We start from the raw sequence: 22,756 nt of genomic DNA on the forward strand, positions 1-22,756 counted from the left end.
GTCGTTTGGGCTTTTTCTTTTGACCGCTACATTTTTCATCCTAAATTTCGTCCTTTTCAAGTACCGTAGCTTAGGCTGTGCAACTGAATGACATCACTAGGGCAAAAAAGCCGACTATCTCGGTTCCAAACAAAAAGTATAAATGACTTCATGGGTAATTTTCTTTCCAATCAAATAAACCTGTCAGATCTGTAGTATTTGGTTTTACCCGTCACCCTATATCCCGATAAACTCCTAAACTTATAAACCCATAAACTTTTTTTCTCCACTTCATTTTCCCATTTTTGCAAAAACACAATTCGCTATGCCATCAGTTTCCCAAAAGGGGCGCACCATGCCCCAATCTCCCATCCGTAAATTAGTACCCTTTGCCGAAGCCGCAAAGAAGAATGGCGTTAAGGTGATACATCTCAACATCGGCCAACCGGACATCAAAACGCCCAAGGTCGCCTTAGATGCGGTAAAGAACAACACCCTCGAAGTACTTGAATACAGCCGTTCGGAGGGTTCCGAAGAATACCGCCAAAAATTGGCGGGGTATTATGCTAAGAACGATATTCATATCAATGCCGAAGATATTATCATAACTACCGGAGGTTCAGAGGCGCTTGCCTTTACTATGGGCAGTATCATGGACACCGATGACGAGATTATCGTACCCGAACCTTTTTATGCCAACTATAACGGATTTGCTACTGCAGCGGGTGTTAACGTGGTACCCGTAACATCATATATAGATTCCAATTTTGCTTTGCCCCCCATCGAGGAATTCGAAAAACTGATCACGCCGAAGACAAAGGCCATTCTGATTTGTAACCCCGGTAATCCGACGGGATATTTGTATACTAAGGAAGAAATCAAAAAATTGGCCGCCATCGTGAAGAAGCACGATCTGTTTTTAGTGGCCGATGAGGTGTATCGCGAATTTGCGTATGACGGCCGGCAGCATTATTCCATATTACAGGAAGAGGGCCTCGAGGAGCATGCGATCATGGTCGATTCCGTTTCCAAAAGATACAGCATGTGCGGGGCACGTATTGGCTGTTTGGTGACCAGAAACCAAGAAATCATCAAGACCGCCCTTAAATTTGCGCAGGCGCGCTTGTCTCCGCCCACTTTTGCGCAGATGGCCAGTGAAGCCGCATTGGAAACCCCTCAAAGTTACTTTGACAATGTGAAGGAGGAGTATACCCAGCGCAGAAACCTGCTCGTAGCCGAACTTGAAAAAATCGAAGGTGTAAAAATCGGAAATCCCCAAGGCGCGTTCTATTGTATCGCAGAACTGCCCATCGACGATGCCGATCACTTTGCAAAGTGGCTTCTTGAAGATTTCAGGTTGAACGGCGAAACCGTAATGGTTGCCCCTGCAGCGGGATTCTATGCTACCGACGGGCTCGGAAAAAATCAGATCCGTATCGCTTATGTGCTGGATAGGGAAAGCCTAAAAAGGGCAGTGAACATACTAAAGGAAGCCTTAATGAGTTATACTCATAGTGAAGCGATGTAAACCCAATTCCCGGTTCCAAAAATTGGTTTACATTGCTTCATGGATGATATGACCCACTTATCCTAAAAGAGCATTTAACCCCTGATGGACATCCAAAAAGAAATATCCCTTAAATCGTACAACACCTTCGGTATTGACGCCAAGGCTCGCTATTTTATAGAAATCAATAGCGTCGACGAATTACGGCTGGCGTTACGATTAAAAGAATATCCCGAAAAATTCATTCTTGGCGGAGGCAGCAATATGCTTATTACCGGCGATATCAATGCACTGGTCTTATATATAAACATCAAGGGTATCGAGGTTGTCGAGGAAAACAAAGACGGGGTCATCCTAAAAAGCATGGCGGGCGAAAACTGGCACAATTTGGTGTTGTGGACGTTGGAAAAGGGATATGGCGGACTAGAAAATATGTCACTCATCCCCGGAAATACGGGAACGGCACCCATTCAGAATATCGGTGCATATGGGGTAGAACTTAAGGATACCTTTGTGAACTGTGAAGCGATAAATATTGCCGATCAGTCCTTAAAAATATTTACCAAAGACGATTGCCGTTTCGGGTATCGCGACTCCTACTTCAAAAATGAGGGAAAGGGAAAATACATCATTACATCGGTTACGCTACAACTGACAAAACACAATCATCGACGCAATACTTCCTATGGCGCTATAGCATCTGAATTGGAAAAGAATGGGATTTCTGACCCAAAAATCAAAGATATTTCAAATGCTGTAATCGCAATCCGACAAAGCAAACTGCCTGACCCTAAGGTATTGGGCAACAGTGGCAGTTTTTTCAAGAATCCAGTTATATCCGAATCCGAATTCCATACATTTACGAAGGACTTTCCGAATGCTCCGTTTTATACGCTTTCGAATGATACCTACAAAATTCCAGCGGGATGGCTGATAGAGCAGGTTGGCTATAAAGGTAAACGCTTCGGCGATGCCGGTATTCACAAAAATCAAGCCTTGGTATTGGTCAATTATGGAAATGCGTCCGGCCAAGAAATAATCGATTTGGCACATAAAATCATTGAAGCGGTCGAAAAGAAATTTAGAATCCGTATCGCCCCCGAAGTCAATATTATAGCATAGGAACTAAAAGCAAAAAAATAACCCCCGCTACTACTAGCAACAGGGGTTATACCAAACCAAACTAACCAAAAACTAAATGTGCAGTTACCAGTTGCACACTTATAAAATTCATATTTTCAAAAACAAACACTAAGCACCAATTTAATATATTAGCGTTTTTACATATACGGATTAAAAGATAAGATCGGATGCCCCCAACTACACTTTTTTTTCTGAACGCGTTCAAATACCTACCTCGAACATGAGCACGTTACTTGAAAAACAGATTGTCGAACTACTTCAAGAGCGTGACGAAAAAGCGATCGCATTGTTATATGATCATTATGGCAGCACCCTGTTGGGCGTCGCTTACAAAGTGGTACGCGACGAAGAACTGGCGCAAGACGTTTTACAGGAAAGCTTTGTGAAAATCTGGAAAAAATCAGATTCCTACGATACATCCAAAGCAAAACTCTTCACTTGGCTGTTTCGGATTACCCGCAATACGGCCATAGATAAATTGAGAAGTGTCAGAACAAAAAGCGACAAAGAAATCCAAATCGATGTTTCAGACGTATATAATTTGGGTGTCAATAGTATAAGACCAGAGTTTATGGACGTCCGTGAGAATCTTGGCAAGATAGAGTCGAAGTACCAAATTGTGTTAGACGCCCTGTTTTTTCAGGGGATGACACAACAGGAAGCGAGCGATGAGCTCGACATTCCCTTGGGCACTATCAAATCTAGACTAAAGATCGGACTGAGGGAACTTAAAAAAATATACGGCCCTGTGCTACTTTTATCCCTGACCCTGAACCTAATACACTTAATACCTTCTTGATACGGTTACCATTAATCCTAGTTACCAACCGGGATTTCTATCGGCCTTTTATTCTTGACCGTACGGGTATAGGTTTTGCATCAAAATCAAAAAATTTACACGATGAAACAAAAATTACAAACCATTTTAGATTCCGATTTGCTGGAAAGCTACCTTATGGGTACCACGAGCGATGAGGAAACCCTAAGAGCTGAAAACTACATCGCCCGTTATCCTGAAGTAAGAAAGGCCTACGATGAACTACAAGAAAATTTGGAGACCTTTGCCAGATTACACGCCATAGAGGCACCTGGCGAGCTCAAGGATAAAATTGTGAACCGAATTCGTAAGGAGAACAAAATCGGAAGTAGGTTCACGAAATTCGCCATTGCCGCAAGCTTTGCTATATTGGTTTCCGCGGGAGCTTCTTATTTCTTTTGGAATCAAAATCAAAGCTTGCAAAAAGATAACACGATCGTCAGCAACAAGGTCGACGACCTGCAAGAAGCTATGCGCGAACAACTCGAAGATGTTAGAAACCAGTTTATCGTACTGCAAAATCCCGAAACAAAACAGTACAAATTTATGGGAAACAAAAAGGCACAAGAGCTTAAGGCCGTGGCCTATGTCAATCCCGTGAAAAAACTGTCTTACCTTAACGTAAGCAAATTACCGCACTTGCCGGAAAATCAATGTTATCAAATGTGGGCCGAGGTCAATGGCGAAATGGTAAATCTTGGTATTATAAAAGAAGCCGACCAAAGACTAATGGCCCTACCTTATTCCGATAATGCGGTCGGCTATATCACTATTGAGGCCAAAGGCGGCAACGACAGACCTACCGTCGAGAATATTGTAGCAAATATCGCCTATTGATATCGTCATTTTTGCGAACTTTACTTGAAGCCCCGTAACTTTCGTTTCGGGGCTTTATTTTGTATCTTTACAAAAATTCACATCATGAAGTTGATACTATTGACCATAGCCCTGCTGGCCCTGGCGTTCGCAGGTATCGCAATCAAGATTTGGGCCAAAAAAGACGGTAAATTCGCCGGCACTTGCGCTAGCCAGAGCCCGTTTCTCAATCAAAACGGTGAAGCTTGTGGTATGTGCGGAAAACTTCCTGAAGAACAGGATTGTAGAAAGGAGACCGACTCCGAATTGCCATCCTACAACTAAAAATTTTATAAACTTTATTATCCTTTGGGCGAAACTGAAGACACCAAAGCTATCATACAAAAGGCACTTGAGGGAAACCAAATTGCCTTTAGCACCTTGCTGGATACTTTTTGGAACGGGGTGTACGGATTTCAGCTCAAGCGTACCGAAAATGAAAACGACGCCGAAGATATTACCATTCAGACCTTCTCAAAAGCCTTCGACAAATTACGAACCTACGACCCTTCGTACGGCTTTAAAACTTGGCTGATTACCATTTCAAAAAACATTCACGTCGACCTCATCCGAAAACGAAAAAGGAATTTGGAAACCGGCGGTAGCCAAGAGGCGGTAAAAAAGGTACTTGACGATGCGCCCTCTGCAGAAGATCAGTTGATCAATGAACAGAATTTGGCCAAACTCTTGCTGCACATCAAAAAACTAAAACCCCACTACCAAGAAATCATCAATCTAAGATATTTTAAAGAGCTGAGCTATACCGAAATTGCCAACGAGCTCAATGAACCCGTAAACAATGTGAAAGTCAAGTTACTTAGGGCAAAGAAATTATTGGCGGAAGCCATAAAAGGAGAGCAGTAACAGAATATCTGCCGTGAAAAACCCATTGCCAATACACTTTTTTACTACCGATCCCTACCGCGTAACGCCTTCTTAAAATCGTATATTTGTATTTAAACTCCAATTGTTTATGAGCACGGAAACCCTAGAAAGAACAACACCCTCAAAAGGAAAGCCCAAATGGCTTCGGGTCAAGCTTCCAACAGGTAAAAAATACACCCAACTTCGAAGCTTGGTCGATAAATATGACCTGCATACCATTTGCACCTCCGGCAGCTGTCCGAATATGGGCGAATGCTGGGGCGAGGGCACCGCAACGTTCATGATTTTGGGCAATGTCTGCACCCGTTCCTGTGGATTCTGTGGCGTACAGACCGGTCGGCCGTCAAGCGTGGACTGGGCGGAGCCCGAAAAAGTGGCCCGATCCATTAAAATAATGGATATAAAACATGCCGTCGTTACCTCCGTAGACCGTGACGATTTGAAGGATATGGGCTCCATCATCTGGGCAGAGACCGTAAAGGCCATTCGTAGAATGAACCCCGATACTACCTTAGAAACCTTGATTCCCGATTTTCAGGGTATCGAAAAACATCTCGACCGGATTATCGAGGTCGCTCCCGAAGTCGTATCCCATAACATGGAAACCGTAAAAAGATTGACCCGCGAGGTTCGTATACAGGCTAAATACGAACGCAGCCTAAACGTATTGCGTTATTTGCACGATACTGGGGTAAACCGAACTAAATCTGGGATTATGTTAGGTCTTGGCGAATACGAGGACGAAGTTTTGAAGACCATGAGCGACCTGCGGGAAGCACATGTCGATGTAGTCACAATAGGTCAATACCTACAACCTTCTAAAAAGCACTTGCCCGTTAAGGAGTTCATTTCTCCCGATCAGTTTAAAAAATATGAGACCATCGGTCTCGAAATGGGCTTTCGACATGTAGAGAGCGGCCCGTTGGTAAGATCATCTTACAAAGCCCATAAACATATTTATTAGCTTTATAAACAATAGATTAGTATTCTTGAGCGTTTGATGGTAGGAAATCATTAGTAATCGGAAAGATTCCCTAATGAAAAGGAAAAAATCGCTTACCGGACGGACACCAAAAATTAGAGGGTACACCCCATAACAGTCCTTAATATTTTCGGAGCGTATCGCCGAGCGGTTTGCCCTTTGAGAAAACAATACGTTTGCGATTGACACTAGCACATATACGTTTCCGCCACCTTTGGCTTGTTATGAACCTATTCATAACATCCTTCATTGCTATGGCGCAAGACAGCATTCCCTCTGAAGAGGTGCAGACGTACTTTGACGCCGCAAGAATCTTCGCCAATAAAGACAAAAACGACCTCGCCCTTGAATCGCTCGAAAAGGCGGCCAAGGTTGCAGAGGCCAATGATGACGTTAAATCGTTGATCGACAGTTACCATAAATTCGCCTTGATCTACCTCAAGCTGAATAAGGAAGAATCTACCCTTTTATATTCCGATCGTGCGAAAAGCTTACTGAAAGTTACCGAATATCCATATGGTTCGGCCGTTGACAAATTCATAGAGGCGCTTTTGGCCTATGAAAACGGCAGAAATTTTCAGGCTATCTTTATGCTGAACGAAGCGAGACAACTTAACAACGATCGTAATTTTTTCAATAACATTTTACTAGCTGAAGGTTTTATTTATCTCAAACTCGAGAAGTACGATAGTGCCTCCAAAAACTTCAATTCCCTCATCATCAACACCGATCTCTACGAAAGTAAATATTTGGCCGCCAGGGCCTATTTGGGAATGGCACAGTTAGACTATGAGACCAAGAAGTATGAAGAGAGTGCGCTAAATGGCGAGAGTGCGCTCAAACTTGCGAAGGAAAACGAATTCTTCAAGGAAATCATTGATGCCAATACCTTGCTGACCCAGGTGTATACCACAATGAAAAACTATGAGAAAGCCCTGGTGAAAACTAAAAATCTACTTCGTATACGCGACTCTATTTTTAACATCGCCAAGTTACAGACCGAAGCGAAGACCGCAGAAAAAATACAGTTCGCCTTCATGGGCGATGAACTTAAGCGTAGAGAACAAAAAATCGAGGAACTGAACGCCTCGAAGAATCAATCCGATATCGCCGCTATACTGACCGCGGCGATGTTAACCATTATAACCCTTTTGGCCGTTTCGCTGTTTCGCAACAACCAGATAAAATTAAAGACCAACGACTTATTACAGACCAAAAACAATGAGCTGAAAGCGGCCCGGGATTCCGCTGTAAGTGCCATGCAGGCGAAAACGAACTTTTTGTCCACCGTCAGTCACGAGCTTCGTACGCCGCTTTACGCCGTTACTGGGCTGACCCATCTTTTATTGGAGGAAAACCCTAGTGAAAACCAAAAGGAACACCTGAAATCGTTGAAATTCTCGGGTGATTATCTCCTGAACTTCATCAACGATATTCTTCAGATCAATAAAATAGATGCGGAAAAGCTCGAGACCCTGAACATTGAGTTCAACCTGAAAAAAGTACTGCAGGAAACTATCGATTCGCTACAGTCCAGCGCCAAAAGCAATCATACGGATATTGTTCTTGAATACGACAACGACATTCCGAGCCATTTGATGAGCGACCCTATAAAGCTTTCCCAAATATTTATGAACCTGGTAGGTAACGCCCTAAAGTTCACGAAAAATGGAACAGTTACAGTTGTAGCCAAGTTGATGAAAAAAATGGAGGAAGACGTTATTCTTTATTTTGAGGTCCGTGATACGGGTATCGGCATCTCCAAAGACCAACAAGAAAATATATTCGATGGTTTCGAACAGGGCTCAATTGAGATAAACCGTGAATACGGCGGTTCGGGTCTTGGGCTGACCATTGTAAAAAGCCTTTTGGGCCTTTTCGACAGTAAGATCCAATTGGAAAGTGAGCTCGGCGAGGGCAGTTCCTTCTTTTTTGAGTTAAACGTAAAAAGTAAGGACAGCCTTGTCGACGATGTGCCTTTCGAGATTACCGAAAGCGAATACAACTTTAAAGGCCTTCATATTCTTATCGTCGAAGACAATAAAATCAATCAGGTCATCACCAAAAAGATGTTGACCAAAAAAGAGATTACCAGTGATATTGCCAATCATGGCGGCGAAGCCATCGAAATGGCCCGCGAGAACACTTACGATGCCATATTGATGGATATACACATGCCCGGGATCGGCGGGGAGGAGGCCACCATCGAAATCAGGAAGTTCGACACCTTTACCCCTATCATTGCCCTAACGGCGATTTCTTTGGACGATAGTTTAGAAAGTTTCTACGCCGCCGGTTGTAACGACGTGGTCACCAAGCCGTTCAAACCCGAAGTGTTCTACCAAAAAATAGGTGAAAATATTTTTGATAAGAGTCCGGTCAAGAGTTCGATCTCATAAAATCTTCAAGACAAGCTTCCAACACCTTTCTCCCCTTGCCTAAAAACCGGTGTTCTATCGGTAGATAGTAAAGGTTCCCTACTTTCCCCTTTAAACGCACATAATCTTTTTCGGTGGTGAGCAGCAATTCCTTTGTCCGCAATTGCCGCAACTCGTTTTTGGTAAAGGAATGATGGTCTTTAAAAAGCAAATGATCGAAGGTGAGTCCCGCTTCTTTCAGATAGACTACCAATGGCTCGGGATTGGCAATTCCTGTTACCAGGGTGAGTTGTTTATCCCTGAAAAAATCCAGCGAAATTTCATTGGTATCACCCGCGACTTCCGAACCATAAGCCAGACAACTGAACAAAACTTGTTGATGGGGTACCGGATTCAATTTTTGTATAATCCGTTTTTGGTCAGCACGGTTTAAGTTCGCAGGACATTTGGTCACCATAATCAAATCCGCCCTTTTAGCTTCCCGTTTGCTGTCACGAAGGTTTCCGGTCGGCAAGTACCAATCGTTCACATAAAGGGTATCGTAAGCGGTCAGCAGCAATGATAACCCATAGCTGACTTTTCGGTGTTGAAAGGCGTCGTCGAGCAAGATAAGGTCGGGTCGTACCTTTGCCTGCAACCTCTTGATTCCGTTACGCCTATCCGCATCAACGGCAACCGCTATTTTTGGGAATTTTGAAAAGATCTGATAAGGTTCGTCCCCCAAATCCCCTACCGTACTTTGATTGCTCGCCAGTACAAAGCCTTTAGAATCCCGTCGATATCCCCTGCTCAGCAAGGCCACCTTATAATCATCCATTAAAAGGGAAATCAAGAATTCGGCCATGGGTGTTTTTCCGGTACCACCGACGCTAAGGTTGCCGATACAAATCGTCGGAATTTCGAAGATCTTTGATTTAAAAAAACCCACATCATAGAGAAAATTGCGGATATATACCACAAGGGCATACCCCAACGAAATAGGAAATAAAAGTTTTCTTAGCACTTCCACGAGAGCGAAATTAGAATATTTTATCTTTGGATGTCTTATATTGCAAAAATGAAAATCAAACAAGTTACGGACATACTCGAAGAACTGGCCCCTTTGGTCCATGCGGAAGATTTTGACAATGTAGGATTGTTGGTGGGAGATGTTGAGGCGGAAGTAAAGGGAATACTCGTCACTTTGGATACTATGGAGAACGTGGTCGACGAGGCCATAGCTACCGATTGCAACCTAATCGTCAGCTTCCATCCGATTATTTTCGGGGGACTTAAAAAACTGACGGGAAGAACCTATGTGGAGCGTGTAGTGATCAAGGCCATTCAAAACGGCATCGCCATCTATAGCATGCATACGGCATTGGACAATGTTCAGGAAGGGGTCAATGGGAAAATTTGCGAAATACTGGGCATCGCGCATCCTAAAATATTGATTCCCAAAAAAGGAACCATTGAAAAATTGGTCACCTATGTGCCCTTAAAGGATGCAGAAGCCCTGAGAACATCCCTTTTTGAGGCAGGGGCCGGAAATATCGGCAAATACAGTGATTGCAGCTTCAGCACACAAGGCACCGGAAGCTTCAAGGCCGGCGAACAGGCCCATCCCGTCAAAGGCGAAATCGGCGAAATACATTATGAAGAAGAAACGCAGATACATGTCATCTACTCAAAAAGCCATAGATCCCGTATTTTAAAGGCTCTTTTTGAAAACCATCCGTACGAAGAGGTGGCCTATGAGCTTTTTGTCCTAGAGAATACCGACCAAAATATCGGTATGGGCATGGTCGGTGAATTGCCGGAGCCGGTCGATGAAACGGAGTTTTTAGAACGTGTCAAGCAAAAAATGAACGTCTCGGTCATCCGTCATTCCCGCTTATTGGAACATAAGGTGAACAGAATCGCTATTTTAGGAGGAAGTGGCGCCTTCGCCATCGAAGCTGCAAAGGGTTCCGGAGCCCAAATATTTATCACTTCCGATATCAAATATCACGAATTTTACAAGGCGGAGGACAAAATCGTTATTGCGGATATCGGACACTATGAAACCGAGCAGTTTACAAAAACCCTCTTAGTTGATTATCTTACGAAAAAAATACCTAATTTTGCAATCCGTTTGGCGGAAAGTAAAACCAATCCCATTAAGTATTTATAAGGAATTTTATGGCAAAGAAAACAGAGATCACCGTAGAGGAAAAATTAAGGGCATTGTACGACCTGCAACTTATCGATTCGAGGGTCGATGAGATACGTAATGTTCGCGGTGAGCTTCCGCTGGAAGTTGAAGATCTGGAAGATGAAGTAACGGGACTCAAAACCCGTATGGACAAGTTAAAGACCGATGTCGAGACCATCAACTTTGAAATCGGAGCCAAAAAGAATTTGATCGAAGAGGCCAAAGAGCTTATAAAAAAATATACCGAACAACAGAAAAATGTTCGCAACAGTAGGGAATTCAACTCCATAAGCAAGGAATTGGAGTTTCAAGAACTTGAAATACAGCTGGCCGAAAAGAATATCAAAGAATTCAAAGTACAAATCGAGCAGAAAAAAGAAGTCATCTCAGAGGCAAAAGAGCGTTTGAGCGAGCGCGAATCACATTTGAAACACAAAAAAAGCGAACTGGACGCCATTTTAAAGGAGACCGAAAAGGAAGAAAAGGCCCTTTTGAACGAATCACAAAAATTTCAGACCGAAATCGAGGAGCGCTTGGTCAAAGCATATATTCGTATACGGAACAACGTAAAGAACGGTTTGGCCGTAGTGCCGATCGAAAGGGGAGCCTCCGGCGGTTCTTTTTTTACTATACCTCCTCAGGTGCAGGTAGAAATCGCATCGCGAAAAAAGATTATTACGGACGAGCATAGTGGCAGGATTCTGGTTGACCCCATACTGGCCGAAGAGGAGCTGGAAAAAATGAACAAGATGTTCGGTAAATTGTAACTATATTTATTATTGATTGTTTAAAACTAATTTGAAAGCCATCCTTTTTATATCGGATGGCTTTTTTTTGGTATATTATGGGACAAAAAGACGCTATGAAGTTCCCGATACTAATCTTAATTCTACTTTCCACGATGCTTCCACGAAATTCAACGGCCCAGAGCCTTGCCGATTATCAATGGAAAAATAGGATATTGCTTTTGGTGGATGCTAACTCAAACACCGATGCCCTTCAATCACAACTGGCTGAACTGACCTCCGATAAAACAGCATTGAAAGAAAGGGATCTACTTATTTTTCGAGTAACACCGGATGCCGTTTATGCTTCCGATGGAAATACATCTAAACTAAAAGCAGTAAACATTTATGATGACTGTGGTTTGGATTTGGATTTCAAAGGCACGTTGCTTCTCGGAAAGGATGGTGGAGTGAAATTGAAAAAACCTTTTGAGGTTTCATCGCAAGCGGTTTTTGATTTGATTGATGGCATGCCCATGAGAAGGAGCGAAATGAGGGAATCAGGGAAAAATTAGGATAATTCGTGTCTAAATCAGCGATGCCCGAACTGCTACCCGGCTCAACGCCCACTGAAGCCTGGCTTTGCTGACTACAACCGACTAGCCTTTAGCAGCTCCAACATCAGCTCTTCCACGGCGTCGCTATCCCATTTCTTCTCGATATCCGGTAATCCCATCACCTGCCGCATAATTTCTTCTTGTGCATCGCCCTCTGCTAAAGCTTCAGCGTATGATCGGTCAGAAAAGGTGACCCGACTGTAGACCGGAATCCATTTGTCCGGATGTTTGCCCGCAAAACGTTTCTCGATTTGCTTTTGCAGCAAAAACTTAGGGTCGGCCGTTTTGGTGCTCATTTCCATAAAATTCCGATAACTGAGTTCTGCTATGGCATCGGCGTTTGGTTTTCTATCCTTTTGATATTCCTGAAAAATACGCTCCCAGTCATCACCGTATTCCGCAATTATTTTGTTTAGCACAAAGATATCCTCAAACCCGGCGTTCATGCCTTGCCCGTAAAATGGGACCACGGCATGGGCAGAATCGCCTACAAGCGCAACCTTGTCCCAATAGGCCCACGGATAGCATTTCATCGTGACCATGGCACTGGTCGGGTTCTTGAAAAAATCTTCCGCAAGGTTATCGATGTCGTTTTGCACGGTGGGGAAATAGCTCTTAAAAAAGGACTTGGCCTCGGCCTTGGTCTTTATACTTTCAAACGAAACGTCACCCTCGAAGGGCATGAACAGGGTACATGTAAAACTCCCGTCGAGATTGGGCATGGCAATGAACATAAAATTGCCGCGCGGCCAAATATGGAAGGAATTTTTGTCCAACTTGTGCGTGCCATCGGCATTGGGCAGAATCGACAACTCTTTATAACCGACATCGATAAAGTCTTGGGAATAATCGAATCGGCTGCGCCGTTGCATTTTATGGCGCACACGTGAAAATGCGCCATCGCACCCAAAAATCATATCGAAACCGTACTCGGTCCACTCCCCTTTCTCCGTATCCCCGGTATACAATTTGGTTTCGGGCAGGTTCACATCCCATACTTTTTCCTCAAACCGAAAATCGACACCCGATGCCTCGGCGATATCGATCATACGGCGATTTAGAATGCCACGTGAAATGGACCATATAGCTTCGCCATCTTTTCCGTATTTCTGATAATAAATGGGTGTATCGATAACATGCATTGCCCTTTTATCCAGTGGAATCGCGATTTCTTTAATTTGGTCGGCAATACCGACCTCTCGTAACGCATTCCACCCCCGATTGCTCATCGCCAGGTTTATGGAGCGGCCCGAAAATTCCGTATTACGTATATCCGCGCGTCTGTCGAAAACCGTGACCTGATGCCCCAGTTTTTTAAGATAAATCGACAAAAGCGAGCCCACCAATCCTGAACCGATGATAGCGATGTTTTTTGGGTTTTGTGTCATTCCTTATTTTCTTTCAACAATTCGCTGTCTTTAGTAAGCACTAAATTTAACAAAATTAATAGTAGGGCAATTGGTTTTGTTCGAAAGGTCTTTCTAAGTCTTAGATAAAACACGAAAAGCTCATTTATTGTTTAGCTTTTCTTTATTTTTATTGAACAAGAATGATTATGGCCCACAAGAAAACCAATTTGCCTGTGAAAATCTGTACCACTTGTGGTAGGCCATTTACTTGGCGCAAAAAGTGGGGAAAAAACTGGGATGAGGTGAAATATTGTAGCGAGCGTTGCCGGAGAGCTAAGAGTTGAGTAGCAGTGGTGCTAAAAGTAGCAGTAGCAGTAGCAAAAATTCCGTTTTTTAAACCCATAAAATATTTATCGAATACACTTTTTTTAATGTAAACCTTGCCTATGAACAATCTCATTTGGTTTCGAAATGACCTTAGGGTGGCAGATAATTCCAACGTTTCCAAGGCCTGTCAAGGCCTATCGGTTATGGCTGTGTACTTTTTTGACCCTCGGCACTACGAAGTGTATGATTTCGGATTCAAAAAAACCGAAAAGTATCGTGCCCGATTTCTCATCGATAGCGTGACGGAATTAAAGGCAAATCTTTTGAAATTGAATATTACACTCTTGGTTTTTCATGACCGACCCGAAAATGTGATGCCCAATTTGGTAAAAGAACAGGAAATCAAGACTATTTATTTACAAAAAGAATGGACCCGCGATGAAAATAAGGTACTGGATGCTGTTATCTCCAAAATTCCAGCTTCGATACACATTGAGGAAGGTTATGAGCAGTTTTTATTTCATCCGGATGACATTCCATATTCGGGTATTGAAAACATCCCACAAGTATTTACCCAGTTCCGAAAAAAATGTGAAAAATATTCCGAGGTGAGGTCTATAATGAAAACACCTTCATTGATGCCCAAAAACAATCTAAGGGGCACGGATACAATAATTCCAAGTCTGAAGGAATTAGGTCTTTCGGATTTCGAAATAGATACCCGCACCGCTTTTCCGTTTAAAGGAGGTGAAGAACAGGCTTTGAAACGAGTACACGAATACTTTTGGGAAACCAAAAAATTGGGATACTACAAGAAAACCAGAAACGGACTTCTCGGAAAGGATTACAGTTCAAAACTTTCGCCATGGTTGGCCAATGGTAGTATTTCGCCCCGTACAGTTTACTGGGAAATCATCCGTTTCGAAAAAGAAATCCAAAAAAATAATAGTACCTATTGGCTCATCTTCGAATTGATATGGCGCGATTATTTTAAATACGTATCCTTAAAACACGGTAGTAAACTATTTAAAATCGGGGGAATCCTGAATAAGGAGTACTTATGGAACAATTCCACTGAGGCCAAAAGACGCTGGATTTCTGGAGATACTACGGAACCTTTCGTCAACGCCAACATGAAAGAAATCGCCGCCACAGGATGGATGAGCAATCGCGGCCGGCAAAACGTGGCGAGTTTCTGGGCCAAGGAGCTACAACAGGACTGGCGCATCGGTGCCGCCTATTTTGAAAGCCTGCTCCTAGACTACGACGTACACAGTAATTGGGGCAACTGGATGTACAACAGCGGTGTGGGTAACGATCCAAGGGATAGAAAATTCAATATTCAAAGCCAGGCCGAGCGGTATGATGGCCAAGGAAAGTTTCAGAACCTTTGGTTACAGGAGAGGCTTTTTTGATGATCGATGAAAGATGACCGACAACCGGTCACCGATGACCCTAAAGCCATAAAATATTCAAGTTGGTCCGGTCGAGCGAATTCGATTTTGTCTTGTCGATTAAAGTCGGGTCTGTAAAATCGAGTGCGGTCGAGACCTAATCGGTCGTCAGCGAACCAAGTATCAACAATACACTATTAACACTATTATATGAAAATGCTAAGGCTAATTCTGGGTGACCAACTGAACCAAAAACACGCTTGGTTCAATGAAACCGACAATGAGGTCACCTACCTCATGGCCGAGATGCGCCAGGAGACCGATTATGTGAAGCACCATATTCAAAAAGTGGTCGGCTTCTTTTTGGCCATGCGTAATTTTCAAGAGGAACTTTCGACAAAGGGGCACCGTTTCATCTATCTCAAAATTGGCGATGACCAAAATCCTCAGAACCTAGAAAAAATCATTCAAAAATATGTGAATGAAACCGATGCGGAAAAATTCGAATACCAACTGCCGGATGAATATCGGTTGGATGAACAATTAAAGGCTATCTGCAAAGGTCTTTCCATTGAAACGGAAGCCGTGGATACCGAACATTTCTACACCACCCGCTATGAAGTTAAAAACTTCTTTTCGAACAAGAAACAGTACTTGATGGAAAGTTTCTATCGAATGATGCGTAAGAAGCACGACATTATGATGGTCAACGACCAACCCGATGGCGGTAAGTGGAACTTCGACCACAGCAACCGTAAAAAATGGACGGGGAAACCTGAAATTCCGCATGAACGTGGCTTTCGGAAAGACGTTAGCGTTGTATCCCAAGAAATTAAGGCTGCCGGTATCGAAACCATAGGTAATCTAGACCCCAAAAGCTACAATTGGCCCACTTCAAGGGCCGACTCCCTTTCGGTGCTCAACTATTTTTGTAAAAACTTACTGATCTATTTTGGCGATTATCAGGATGCGCTGCATAGCGAACAAAAATTTTTGTTCCATTCCCGTTTATCCTTTGCGATGAACAGTAAAATGATTTCGCCAAAAGAAGTCATCGATAAAGTACTGGATCACTGTTACGAGCACACGGGGCACATCCACATTTCGCAAGTCGAAGGTTTTGTGCGCCAAATTTTAGGATGGCGCGAATATATGCGGGGTATGTACTGGGCATTAATGCCCAATTACGGCCAGTATAACAAATTGGACAATCAGAACAAACTCCCCGATTTCTACTGGACCGGCGATACCAAGATGAACTGTTTGAAACACGCCATCACACAAAGTCTGGACGAAGCCTACGCCCATCACATTCAACGCTTGATGATTACCGGTAATTACGCTTTGTTGACCCAAGTACACCCTGATGAAATCGATGCATGGTACCTCGGTATTTACATCGATGCCATCGAGTGGGTCGAAATTACGAATACCCGGGGCATGAGCCAATTTGCCGATGGCGGTATGATTGCCACCAAACCCTACGTTAGCAGCGCCAATTACATCCATAAAATGGGCAATTATTGCAGCGGCTGTCACTATAGCCATACTAAGAAATTGGGCGAAAATGCCTGTCCCTTTAACGCGCTTTACTGGAATTTTCTGGATGAGAAAAAAGAACATTTCAGAGACAATCACCGCATGAACATGATGATGAGCCTATTGGGAAAAAAGGATAAACAGGAACTGGCAGCATTAAAAGAAAGGGCAAATAATATTATTGAGCATCCCGAATTGTTTTGACCCCTCTATCGCGCTCTGGGGTGACTTGTTTAAATTGCTGCTTGATGTCTTGAGCCATTGGACCCATCTACAGCGGTCAGGCATGAACTTTTAAGCTTTCCTTACCCATTAAAACGCATCCAACCCTCTAGGTTCGTCCGTATATAAAGAAACATCCCGCTTCGGCGCCTATATCTACCCAAAAAGTCCTTCACAATTCGATTGCGAAGGAATTTTTAATGTTGTATGATTTTTTTCTCCAAGGTATTCCCGAACGGAAATAAGCTCTAGAGCCATCTTCGGGTCAAATACGAGAACAGCGAAGAAAGGCCGTTTATTCCAAAACCCCGTCTACAATACCATATTCCACTGACTCTTCGGCGCCCATCCAGTAGTCGCGGTCGAAATCTTTCATGACCTTTTCGAAGGTTTGTCCACAGTTTTCGGCGAGTATTTTGGCACCCAACTCTTTCGTCTTGATAATTTCCTTGGCCTGAATCTCGATATTCGAAGCCTGTCCACGAGCACCTCCACTAGGCTGGTGGATCATCACCCTGGCATGCGGCTGTATAAACCGTCGTCCTTTTTCGCCTACGGACAAAAGAATAGATCCCATTGATGCTGCAAGACCGGAGCAAACCGTAGAAACAGGACTCTTGATTTGCTTGATGGTATCGTAAATCGCAAATCCGGAAGTAACATAGCCACCGGGACTATTGATAATCAACTGTATTTCCTTATTATTTTGAAGATCCAGATACATAAGGCGATCGATGACGTGCTTGGCAGAGTCGTCATCTACCATGCCCCATAAAAACACTTTTCTTTCATCGAGCAATTTTTCTTGAATCGCTTCCTGAACTTTTCCTTTATTAGAACTCATTATTTGTATTTTGTAGGCTGCAAAAATACTCAAATTATCTGAAAATTCGATACGGATACATCGAACTCCTCTTTAGTGTGAATATGATTCCTTAAAGTTTAACTACAAAACGTTTATCTTTACCCGAAACTAAAGAAAATGAAATACCTCACCAACATCGCACTATTGGGATTCGTGTTTTTCACAAGCTGTAAAACCGATACCAAAACACAAAAGAGCACTGAGAACACTAGCGAAAACAGTTCCGCGGAGTCGACCATGGCCTCTGACAAAGAGACTAGCATTGTCGAAAAAATAGCCCATGCCAACGGTATGGACGCTTGGGCAACCGTAGAAGAACTGAAATTCACGTTCAATGTTGATCGTGAGGGCAACCCGCATTTCGAGCGTTCTTGGATCTGGAAGCCCAAGACCAACGAAGTGACGGCGCTGTCTGCTGAGGACACCCTTACTTACGACCGAAACGATACCGATATGGACAGTACCGCCTATAAAACCAATGGCAATTTCGTGAACGACAAATTTTGGCTCATGGCTCCCCTGAATATCATGTGGGACAAAAATAGCATTACAACCGAGCATACAGCGGAAGCGGAAGCTCCCATCAGCAAGAAGATGATGCAAAAATTGACGGTTACTTATGGCAACGAAGGAGGCTACACCCCTGGTGATGCCTACGACCTATATTTCGGAGATGATTTTATTGTTCAAGAATGGGTGTACAGAAAGGGAAATCAGGCCGAACCTTCAATGACAACCACTTGGGAAGACTATGTTGAAAAAGGTGGACTCAAAATTGCAGAAATGCACAAAAATGACGACGGTAACTTTAAGCTTTATTTTACAGGGGTCGAGGTGAACGCCGAATAGTTTTAATCGCCAAAATGGTTTAACCGCAATTGCCCCACAAAGTTCGCAAAGAACTCGAAATCGTTTAAACTTGGGCTACCATTTGAACATTATAAACTTAGTGCAACATTTAATGGAGTTTCAAACTAAGCACTAAATTTCTTCCGATGTAAAACAACCACAGCACCCAATATCAAAAGGGCACAACAAGACAGTACCAAAATACAGGCTACCAAGGAATGGGTATCTGCGATAAACCCCAATATGGGCGGTGCACATAAAAACCCAGTATACCCTGTTCCGGCAATGAACGAAACTCCTTGTGAAGAATCTATGCCTTTGACATTGCCCCCAATCCGGAAAACTTCGGGTATCATCACGGAAAATCCGAGTCCGCTTAATGAAAATCCTACAATAGCCAAATAAGTGGTCGTTGACAATACCAGTCCGTAGCCGGCCATGACTACCAAGACGCCGAAACCGACCATTTTTATCGAACCGATTTTCGAACTGATACCATCCCCTAAAAAACGGCCTAGGGTCATCGTCACCTGAAAGCCTAAAAAACCGGCGCCCCACAAAGCTTCCGGCGCCCTGCTGATTTCCTTAAGGTAGAGGCCGCTCCAGTCGACGATTGCGCCTTCGCTTCCCATGGCCACAAAAGAAATCAAACCTAATAACAACAATGGCCTGAAAAGTTTCAAACTAAATGGATCCTTTTCCACCGGGGCGGCCACTATGTCTAAGAATCTTCTGAAGTATATCAGATTCACCGTCAACACCAAGGCTACTGCAATGCCCATATGCAATATCGGATTATGCAAAGGGCCGATCAAAAAACTACCAAGACCGGCCAGAACCCCTCCAAGGCTGAAAAAGCCGTGCGAGGCGGACATAAATTTCTTATTATCCTCTTTCTCCAGCTCTGTAACCAAGGTATTCATCGAAATATCGGTAAAGCCGTTCGAGGCGCCGAATAGAAACAGAGCCGCCATAAGCATGTAATAACTGGGTGCCAAAAGCGGCAATAGCGCAGCGATACAACATAAGATAACCCCGTACCATGTGGCCCTTCCTACCCCTATCTTGTTGATTATCTTCGAGGCGATCGGAAAAACCACAAATACCCCTAACGAAAGAAAGAAGATGGCAATGCCCAGTTGTGACTTGTCGATTTCTAAATTTTCCTTTACGGTCGGTATATAAATTGCCCAAGTTCCAAAAAGGATATTCATGCTGGCAAACACCCAAGCAGGACCAAAGTAACGCGGGTTGGTAAGGATAAGGCGAAGGGATTTCATACTTATGTTTAAGGTTTAAAGTTTGGGACTAGGATCTAGGGGGTTGGTCTTTAGTACTTTTTTTACTTTTTGATTAAGCGTTTATAAATTGCAATGCTAGTTTTCCGTTCCCTTGATTAATCCATCACTTCTCTTTATCAATACTAAATTTTGTATACCTTATACTTTTTGCGAAAGCTAAAAAAGTTAAAGTTCGGGTATAAGTAAGACCGAAAAAAAGGCCGTCTTAATGAACGACTTTATTCTTGCTACCGAGTAGAAGGTCTCTATTATTGGCGCACTATTAAATTATCTCAATTTTTGATAAATTCGAACGTGTAAAATCACTCTTATATTATTTACTAGGATATACTACGACGTCCTTATTTTCGGGAAATGCCTTGCTTCAATATTTGCCCGAAACGGTACATGTCTTCATAAGAGCAATAAAAAGGCGCGGGTGCCAAACGGATGACGTTGGGTTCACGCCAATCGGTGATGACGCCATTTTTCAAAAGATAATCGAACAACGATTTACCTTGGCCGTGCAGAAACACAGAAATTTGGCAGCCTCTGTCTTTAGGGGTGATGATTTCAAAAGAGCCGTCGGTCTGCCTATCAATTTCCTGAAGGATAAATTCCAGATAGGCCACAATTTTTATTCGTTTTTCGATAAGGGATTTCATACCGACTTCCTCGAACATTTCGAGGGATGCCAAATAGGGAGCGACCGACAATACCGGGGCATTGCTTATTTGCCAGGCATCGGCGTTCGGCATCGGTTCGAATTCCGGTTTCATCAAAAAACGGATCTCCTTTTTTGTTCCCCACCAACCTTCGAACCGGGGGATATCCTTTTTATCCAAATATTTTTCATTGATAAAGACTCCCGATGCATTGCCGGGGCCGCTGTTCATATATTTGTAGCTGCACCAAGCGGCAAAATCGACGTTCCAATCATGGAGTTTCAAAGCGACATTTCCCACGCCGTGTGCAAGATCCCATCCGACAAAGGCACCCACGGATTTACCTGCCTTGGTAATCTTTTCCATATCGAAAACTTGTCCGTTGTAATAATTAACACCCCCGATCAAGACCAAGGCCAGTTCATCACCCACCTCCCCTATCTTGGCCAAAACATCTTCGGTACGCCAAAAGTGTTCCCCATCCCGCTTTTTGACTTCGACAATTGCCGTTTCCGGGTTGAGACCATGAAACCGCAATTGGCTCTGTAACATATATTGATCTGACGGAAAGGCTTTTTCTTCACAGAGAATTTTAAACCGTTTCGCAGTGGGCCTATAGAAAGAAACCATCAAAAGATGTAAGTTTACCGTCAGCGTGTTCATTACCGAAACCTCTTCCGTTTTTGCCCCGACCACCTTGGCCAAGGGAGCGGCCAAGCGCTCGTGGTAATCCCACCAAGGTTTATCGGCTCGAAAATGACCCTCTACGGCCAATTCCGACCAATCGGTCATGACCTCATCAATATATTTTTGGGTACGTTTAGGCTGTAGCCCGAGGGAATTTCCTGTAAAATAAATAACAGGCTTGCCATTAACTTTTGGAAAGTGGAATTCATCCCGATACTTGCGAAGTGGGTCTTCGGCATCGAGGTTTTGGGCAAAGGCCAAGGTGTTCTCAAATTGCATAGCAGTGTTTTGGTCAAAAATACGATTTCGCCACCAAAAATTAAACCTGACAGGTCTCGCTATGTTCACTATTTTTGTTGTAAAGCGAACCCATGCACTTTCTATCTCCCGATTTGGAAAATTACATCCAATCCCATTCCGAAGAAGAGCCAAAACTGCTTCAAGAGCTGACCCGTGAAACGCATTTGAAAGTCGTCCGGCCCAGAATGCTTACCGGTCATTTTCAGGGCAGGGTACTGAGCATGCTCTCGAAGATCATCCATCCAAAAAATATACTGGAAATCGGCACCTACACCGGCTATTCCGCCCTTTGTCTGGCCGAAGGCCTTCAAAAAGACGGGCAATTACATACCATAGACGTCAACGAAGAACTGCTGGAAATACAACGACGCTATTTTGATAAAAGCAATTTCGGAAATCAAATCGTACAGCATACCGGCGATGCTAAAACCATCGTTCCTACTTTGGATTGCGTTTTCGATCTGATATTTATCGATGCGGAAAAAAAAGAATATCCGGAATATTTTGAACTCATCCTAAAAAAAACAAAATCGGGAAGCCTTATTCTATCCGATAACGTGCTTTGGTCGGGCAAGGTCGTCGAGCCCTTGGAAGCAAAAGATAAGACGACGCAAATACTGCTAGCATATAACAACATGCTGAAGGAAGACCCAAGAGTAGAGACCGTTTTATTACCGATCAGGGATGGCTTAACCCTCACGCGGGTGCGATGAGCCGTACTACCGTAATCCAGAACTGATTGTATTGATCGACACCGAGGTTATTTAAATAGAGAACCGTTTCTCTATCCCATTCCAAAATCCGTTCGAGCAAAGCCTACTTTCTTTTGATAGTACCTGTAACATCATCGACATTTTTCTTGACATCGTCGATCTGCTTTTTGATATCGGTTCCGATATTTTTGCTTACGTTGTTCTTGACATCATCTATATCTTTTTTGATGTCTTTTATAAAACTCGTATCGATACCCTGCTTATCGGCACTTTTTGTGATTTCGCTCTTGATGTCTTCGGTAGCATCTTTAAGTTGGCGCATGCCCTTGCCCAGTCCCTTGGCGATATCGGGAATCTTATCGGCACCGAAGACCATCACCACGATAAACATGACGAAGAATATCTCGGCCCCACTGATAAAAAGAAAATGCATTGCGAACATGCTACAAATATAATGAAGATTACTAATGCATACGAAAAAAATACAGGGAAGGTTTGCCAAAGG

General features: G+C 43.3%; 22 protein-coding genes. 16 read left to right on the plus strand and 6 right to left on the minus strand.

Features of this window, described 5'->3' with window-relative positions; all coding sequences use genetic code 11:
• Window positions 1-304: 304 nt before the first annotated feature.
• From BLT07_RS16210 to BLT07_RS16245, 8 genes are all read left to right on the plus strand, one after another.
• Window positions 305-1,507 (plus strand): pyridoxal phosphate-dependent aminotransferase, encoded by a 1,203-nt coding sequence (locus BLT07_RS16210; protein WP_091871630.1) that lies wholly within the window; start codon window positions 305-307, stop codon window positions 1,505-1,507.
• 84 nt (window positions 1,508-1,591) lie between these two features.
• Window positions 1,592-2,608: a UDP-N-acetylmuramate dehydrogenase gene (murB, locus tag BLT07_RS16215; RefSeq protein ID WP_091871633.1), complete on the plus strand. Its 1,017-nt coding sequence runs from the start codon at window positions 1,592-1,594 to the stop codon at window positions 2,606-2,608.
• 241 nt (window positions 2,609-2,849) lie between these two features.
• Window positions 2,850-3,428, plus strand: a complete 579-nt coding sequence (locus BLT07_RS16220; protein ID WP_091871636.1) for an RNA polymerase sigma factor — start codon at window positions 2,850-2,852, stop codon at window positions 3,426-3,428.
• A 102-nt stretch (window positions 3,429-3,530) separates the two neighbouring features.
• Window positions 3,531-4,283, plus strand: a complete 753-nt coding sequence (locus BLT07_RS16225; RefSeq protein WP_091871642.1) for an anti-sigma factor — start codon at window positions 3,531-3,533, stop codon at window positions 4,281-4,283.
• Window positions 4,284-4,367: 84 nt separating this feature from the next.
• Window positions 4,368-4,586 carry a membrane or secreted protein gene (locus BLT07_RS16230; RefSeq protein WP_091871646.1) on the plus strand — a complete coding sequence of 73 codons (219 nt, stop codon included), beginning with the start codon at window positions 4,368-4,370 and terminating at the stop codon, window positions 4,584-4,586.
• A gap of 24 nt (window positions 4,587-4,610) precedes the next feature.
• The gene (locus BLT07_RS16235; RefSeq protein ID WP_091871647.1) at window positions 4,611-5,165 is read left to right on the plus strand and encodes an RNA polymerase sigma factor; all 555 of its coding nucleotides are present in this window, start codon (window positions 4,611-4,613) and stop codon (window positions 5,163-5,165) included.
• 109 nt (window positions 5,166-5,274) lie between these two features.
• Entirely contained in the window at window positions 5,275-6,150 is an 876-nt protein-coding gene (gene lipA / locus BLT07_RS16240) for a lipoyl synthase (RefSeq protein WP_091871648.1), read from the plus strand.
• 242 nt (window positions 6,151-6,392) lie between these two features.
• A complete protein-coding gene (locus BLT07_RS16245) occupies window positions 6,393-8,567 on the plus strand; it encodes a tetratricopeptide repeat-containing hybrid sensor histidine kinase/response regulator (protein WP_091871653.1) in 2,175 nt (724 codons plus the stop codon).
• Here BLT07_RS16245 and lpxK read toward each other — a convergent pair.
• The gene (gene lpxK / locus BLT07_RS16250) at window positions 8,548-9,555 is read right to left on the minus strand and encodes a tetraacyldisaccharide 4'-kinase (protein WP_091871662.1); all 1,008 of its coding nucleotides are present in this window, start codon (window positions 9,553-9,555) and stop codon (window positions 8,548-8,550) included. The two genes, BLT07_RS16245 and lpxK, sit on opposite strands and share 20 nt — an antisense overlap.
• A 48-nt stretch (window positions 9,556-9,603) precedes the next feature.
• Between lpxK and BLT07_RS16255 the strand changes: the two genes are divergently transcribed.
• From BLT07_RS16255 to BLT07_RS16265, 3 genes are all read left to right on the plus strand, one after another.
• A complete protein-coding gene (locus tag BLT07_RS16255; protein WP_091871670.1) occupies window positions 9,604-10,698 on the plus strand; it encodes a Nif3-like dinuclear metal center hexameric protein in 1,095 nt (364 codons plus the stop codon).
• Between the two features lie 8 nt (window positions 10,699-10,706).
• Entirely contained in the window at window positions 10,707-11,486 is a 780-nt protein-coding gene (locus BLT07_RS16260) for a zinc ribbon domain-containing protein (protein ID WP_091871674.1), read from the plus strand.
• Between the two features lie 95 nt (window positions 11,487-11,581).
• The gene (locus BLT07_RS16265; protein ID WP_175455356.1) at window positions 11,582-12,019 is read left to right on the plus strand and encodes a DUF4174 domain-containing protein; all 438 of its coding nucleotides are present in this window, start codon (window positions 11,582-11,584) and stop codon (window positions 12,017-12,019) included.
• 74 nt (window positions 12,020-12,093) lie between these two features.
• On the opposite strand, the gene BLT07_RS16270 is transcribed toward BLT07_RS16265, so the two are convergent.
• Window positions 12,094-13,449, minus strand: coding sequence for an FAD-dependent oxidoreductase (locus BLT07_RS16270; protein WP_091871679.1), 1,356 nt, complete (start codon window positions 13,447-13,449; stop codon window positions 12,094-12,096).
• Window positions 13,450-13,616: 167 nt separating this feature from the next.
• On the opposite strand from BLT07_RS16270, the gene BLT07_RS16275 reads away from it, so the two are divergent.
• From BLT07_RS16275 to BLT07_RS16285, 3 genes are all read left to right on the plus strand, one after another.
• The gene (locus tag BLT07_RS16275) at window positions 13,617-13,754 is read left to right on the plus strand and encodes a DUF2256 domain-containing protein (RefSeq protein ID WP_091871681.1); all 138 of its coding nucleotides are present in this window, start codon (window positions 13,617-13,619) and stop codon (window positions 13,752-13,754) included.
• Between the two features lie 102 nt (window positions 13,755-13,856).
• On the plus strand, window positions 13,857-15,152 hold the full coding sequence (locus tag BLT07_RS16280) for a DASH family cryptochrome (protein WP_091871682.1): 1,296 nt from the start codon (window positions 13,857-13,859) through the stop codon (window positions 15,150-15,152).
• 189 nt (window positions 15,153-15,341) lie between these two features.
• Window positions 15,342-16,874, plus strand: a complete 1,533-nt coding sequence (locus BLT07_RS16285; protein ID WP_091871683.1) for a cryptochrome/photolyase family protein — start codon at window positions 15,342-15,344, stop codon at window positions 16,872-16,874.
• A gap of 313 nt (window positions 16,875-17,187) precedes the next feature.
• On the opposite strand, the gene BLT07_RS16290 is transcribed toward BLT07_RS16285, so the two are convergent.
• Window positions 17,188-17,736 (minus strand): ClpP family protease, encoded by a 549-nt coding sequence (locus tag BLT07_RS16290; RefSeq protein WP_091871690.1) that lies wholly within the window; start codon window positions 17,734-17,736, stop codon window positions 17,188-17,190.
• Window positions 17,737-17,874: 138 nt separating this feature from the next.
• On the opposite strand from BLT07_RS16290, the gene BLT07_RS16295 reads away from it, so the two are divergent.
• Window positions 17,875-18,606: a hypothetical protein gene (locus BLT07_RS16295; protein WP_091871692.1), complete on the plus strand. Its 732-nt coding sequence runs from the start codon at window positions 17,875-17,877 to the stop codon at window positions 18,604-18,606.
• Window positions 18,607-18,731: 125 nt separating this feature from the next.
• On the opposite strand, the gene BLT07_RS16300 is transcribed toward BLT07_RS16295, so the two are convergent.
• Entirely contained in the window at window positions 18,732-19,886 is a 1,155-nt protein-coding gene (locus tag BLT07_RS16300; protein ID WP_091871694.1) for an MFS transporter, read from the minus strand.
• 362 nt (window positions 19,887-20,248) lie between these two features.
• Window positions 20,249-21,517, minus strand: coding sequence for a kynureninase (kynU, locus tag BLT07_RS16305; RefSeq protein WP_091871703.1), 1,269 nt, complete (start codon window positions 21,515-21,517; stop codon window positions 20,249-20,251).
• 92 nt (window positions 21,518-21,609) lie between these two features.
• Between kynU and BLT07_RS16310 the strand changes: the two genes are divergently transcribed.
• Window positions 21,610-22,251 carry an O-methyltransferase gene (locus BLT07_RS16310; protein WP_091871706.1) on the plus strand — a complete coding sequence of 214 codons (642 nt, stop codon included), beginning with the start codon at window positions 21,610-21,612 and terminating at the stop codon, window positions 22,249-22,251.
• A gap of 103 nt (window positions 22,252-22,354) precedes the next feature.
• Here BLT07_RS16310 and BLT07_RS16315 read toward each other — a convergent pair whose 3' ends face one another.
• Window positions 22,355-22,693: a Sec-independent protein translocase subunit TatA/TatB gene (locus tag BLT07_RS16315; RefSeq protein WP_091871709.1), complete on the minus strand. Its 339-nt coding sequence runs from the start codon at window positions 22,691-22,693 to the stop codon at window positions 22,355-22,357.
• Between the last annotated feature and the right edge of the window lie 63 nt (window positions 22,694-22,756).

Source organism: Pricia antarctica (genome assembly GCF_900101815.1).
Lineage (GTDB): Bacteria > Bacteroidota > Bacteroidia > Flavobacteriales > Flavobacteriaceae > Pricia > Pricia antarctica.

What these genes read in the sequence shown, in the direction of transcription:
- lipA (WP_091871648.1), top strand. Translation starts at nt 5,275, where the DNA reads ATGAGCACGGAAACCCTAGAAAGAACAACACCCTCAAAAGGAAAGCCC.
- kynU (WP_091871703.1), bottom strand. Translation starts at nt 21,517, where the DNA reads ATGCAATTTGAGAACACCTTGGCCTTTGCCCAAAACCTCGATGCCGAA.
- BLT07_RS16220 (WP_091871636.1), top strand. Translation starts at nt 2,850, where the DNA reads ATGAGCACGTTACTTGAAAAACAGATTGTCGAACTACTTCAAGAGCGT.
- BLT07_RS16260 (WP_091871674.1), top strand. Translation starts at nt 10,707, where the DNA reads ATGGCAAAGAAAACAGAGATCACCGTAGAGGAAAAATTAAGGGCATTG.
- BLT07_RS16265 (WP_175455356.1), top strand. Translation starts at nt 11,582, where the DNA reads ATGAAGTTCCCGATACTAATCTTAATTCTACTTTCCACGATGCTTCCA.
- murB (WP_091871633.1), top strand. Translation starts at nt 1,592, where the DNA reads ATGGACATCCAAAAAGAAATATCCCTTAAATCGTACAACACCTTCGGT.
- BLT07_RS16280 (WP_091871682.1), top strand. Translation starts at nt 13,857, where the DNA reads ATGAACAATCTCATTTGGTTTCGAAATGACCTTAGGGTGGCAGATAAT.
- BLT07_RS16270 (WP_091871679.1), bottom strand. Translation starts at nt 13,449, where the DNA reads ATGACACAAAACCCAAAAAACATCGCTATCATCGGTTCAGGATTGGTG.
- BLT07_RS16300 (WP_091871694.1), bottom strand. Translation starts at nt 19,886, where the DNA reads ATGAAATCCCTTCGCCTTATCCTTACCAACCCGCGTTACTTTGGTCCT.
- BLT07_RS16295 (WP_091871692.1), top strand. Translation starts at nt 17,875, where the DNA reads ATGAAATACCTCACCAACATCGCACTATTGGGATTCGTGTTTTTCACA.
- BLT07_RS16290 (WP_091871690.1), bottom strand. Translation starts at nt 17,736, where the DNA reads ATGAGTTCTAATAAAGGAAAAGTTCAGGAAGCGATTCAAGAAAAATTG.
- BLT07_RS16210 (WP_091871630.1), top strand. Translation starts at nt 305, where the DNA reads ATGCCATCAGTTTCCCAAAAGGGGCGCACCATGCCCCAATCTCCCATC.
- BLT07_RS16275 (WP_091871681.1), top strand. Translation starts at nt 13,617, where the DNA reads ATGGCCCACAAGAAAACCAATTTGCCTGTGAAAATCTGTACCACTTGT.
- BLT07_RS16315 (WP_091871709.1), bottom strand. Translation starts at nt 22,693, where the DNA reads ATGTTCGCAATGCATTTTCTTTTTATCAGTGGGGCCGAGATATTCTTC.
- BLT07_RS16225 (WP_091871642.1), top strand. Translation starts at nt 3,531, where the DNA reads ATGAAACAAAAATTACAAACCATTTTAGATTCCGATTTGCTGGAAAGC.
- BLT07_RS16285 (WP_091871683.1), top strand. Translation starts at nt 15,342, where the DNA reads ATGAAAATGCTAAGGCTAATTCTGGGTGACCAACTGAACCAAAAACAC.
- BLT07_RS16245 (WP_091871653.1), top strand. Translation starts at nt 6,393, where the DNA reads ATGAACCTATTCATAACATCCTTCATTGCTATGGCGCAAGACAGCATT.
- BLT07_RS16230 (WP_091871646.1), top strand. Translation starts at nt 4,368, where the DNA reads ATGAAGTTGATACTATTGACCATAGCCCTGCTGGCCCTGGCGTTCGCA.
- BLT07_RS16310 (WP_091871706.1), top strand. Translation starts at nt 21,610, where the DNA reads ATGCACTTTCTATCTCCCGATTTGGAAAATTACATCCAATCCCATTCC.
- BLT07_RS16255 (WP_091871670.1), top strand. Translation starts at nt 9,604, where the DNA reads ATGAAAATCAAACAAGTTACGGACATACTCGAAGAACTGGCCCCTTTG.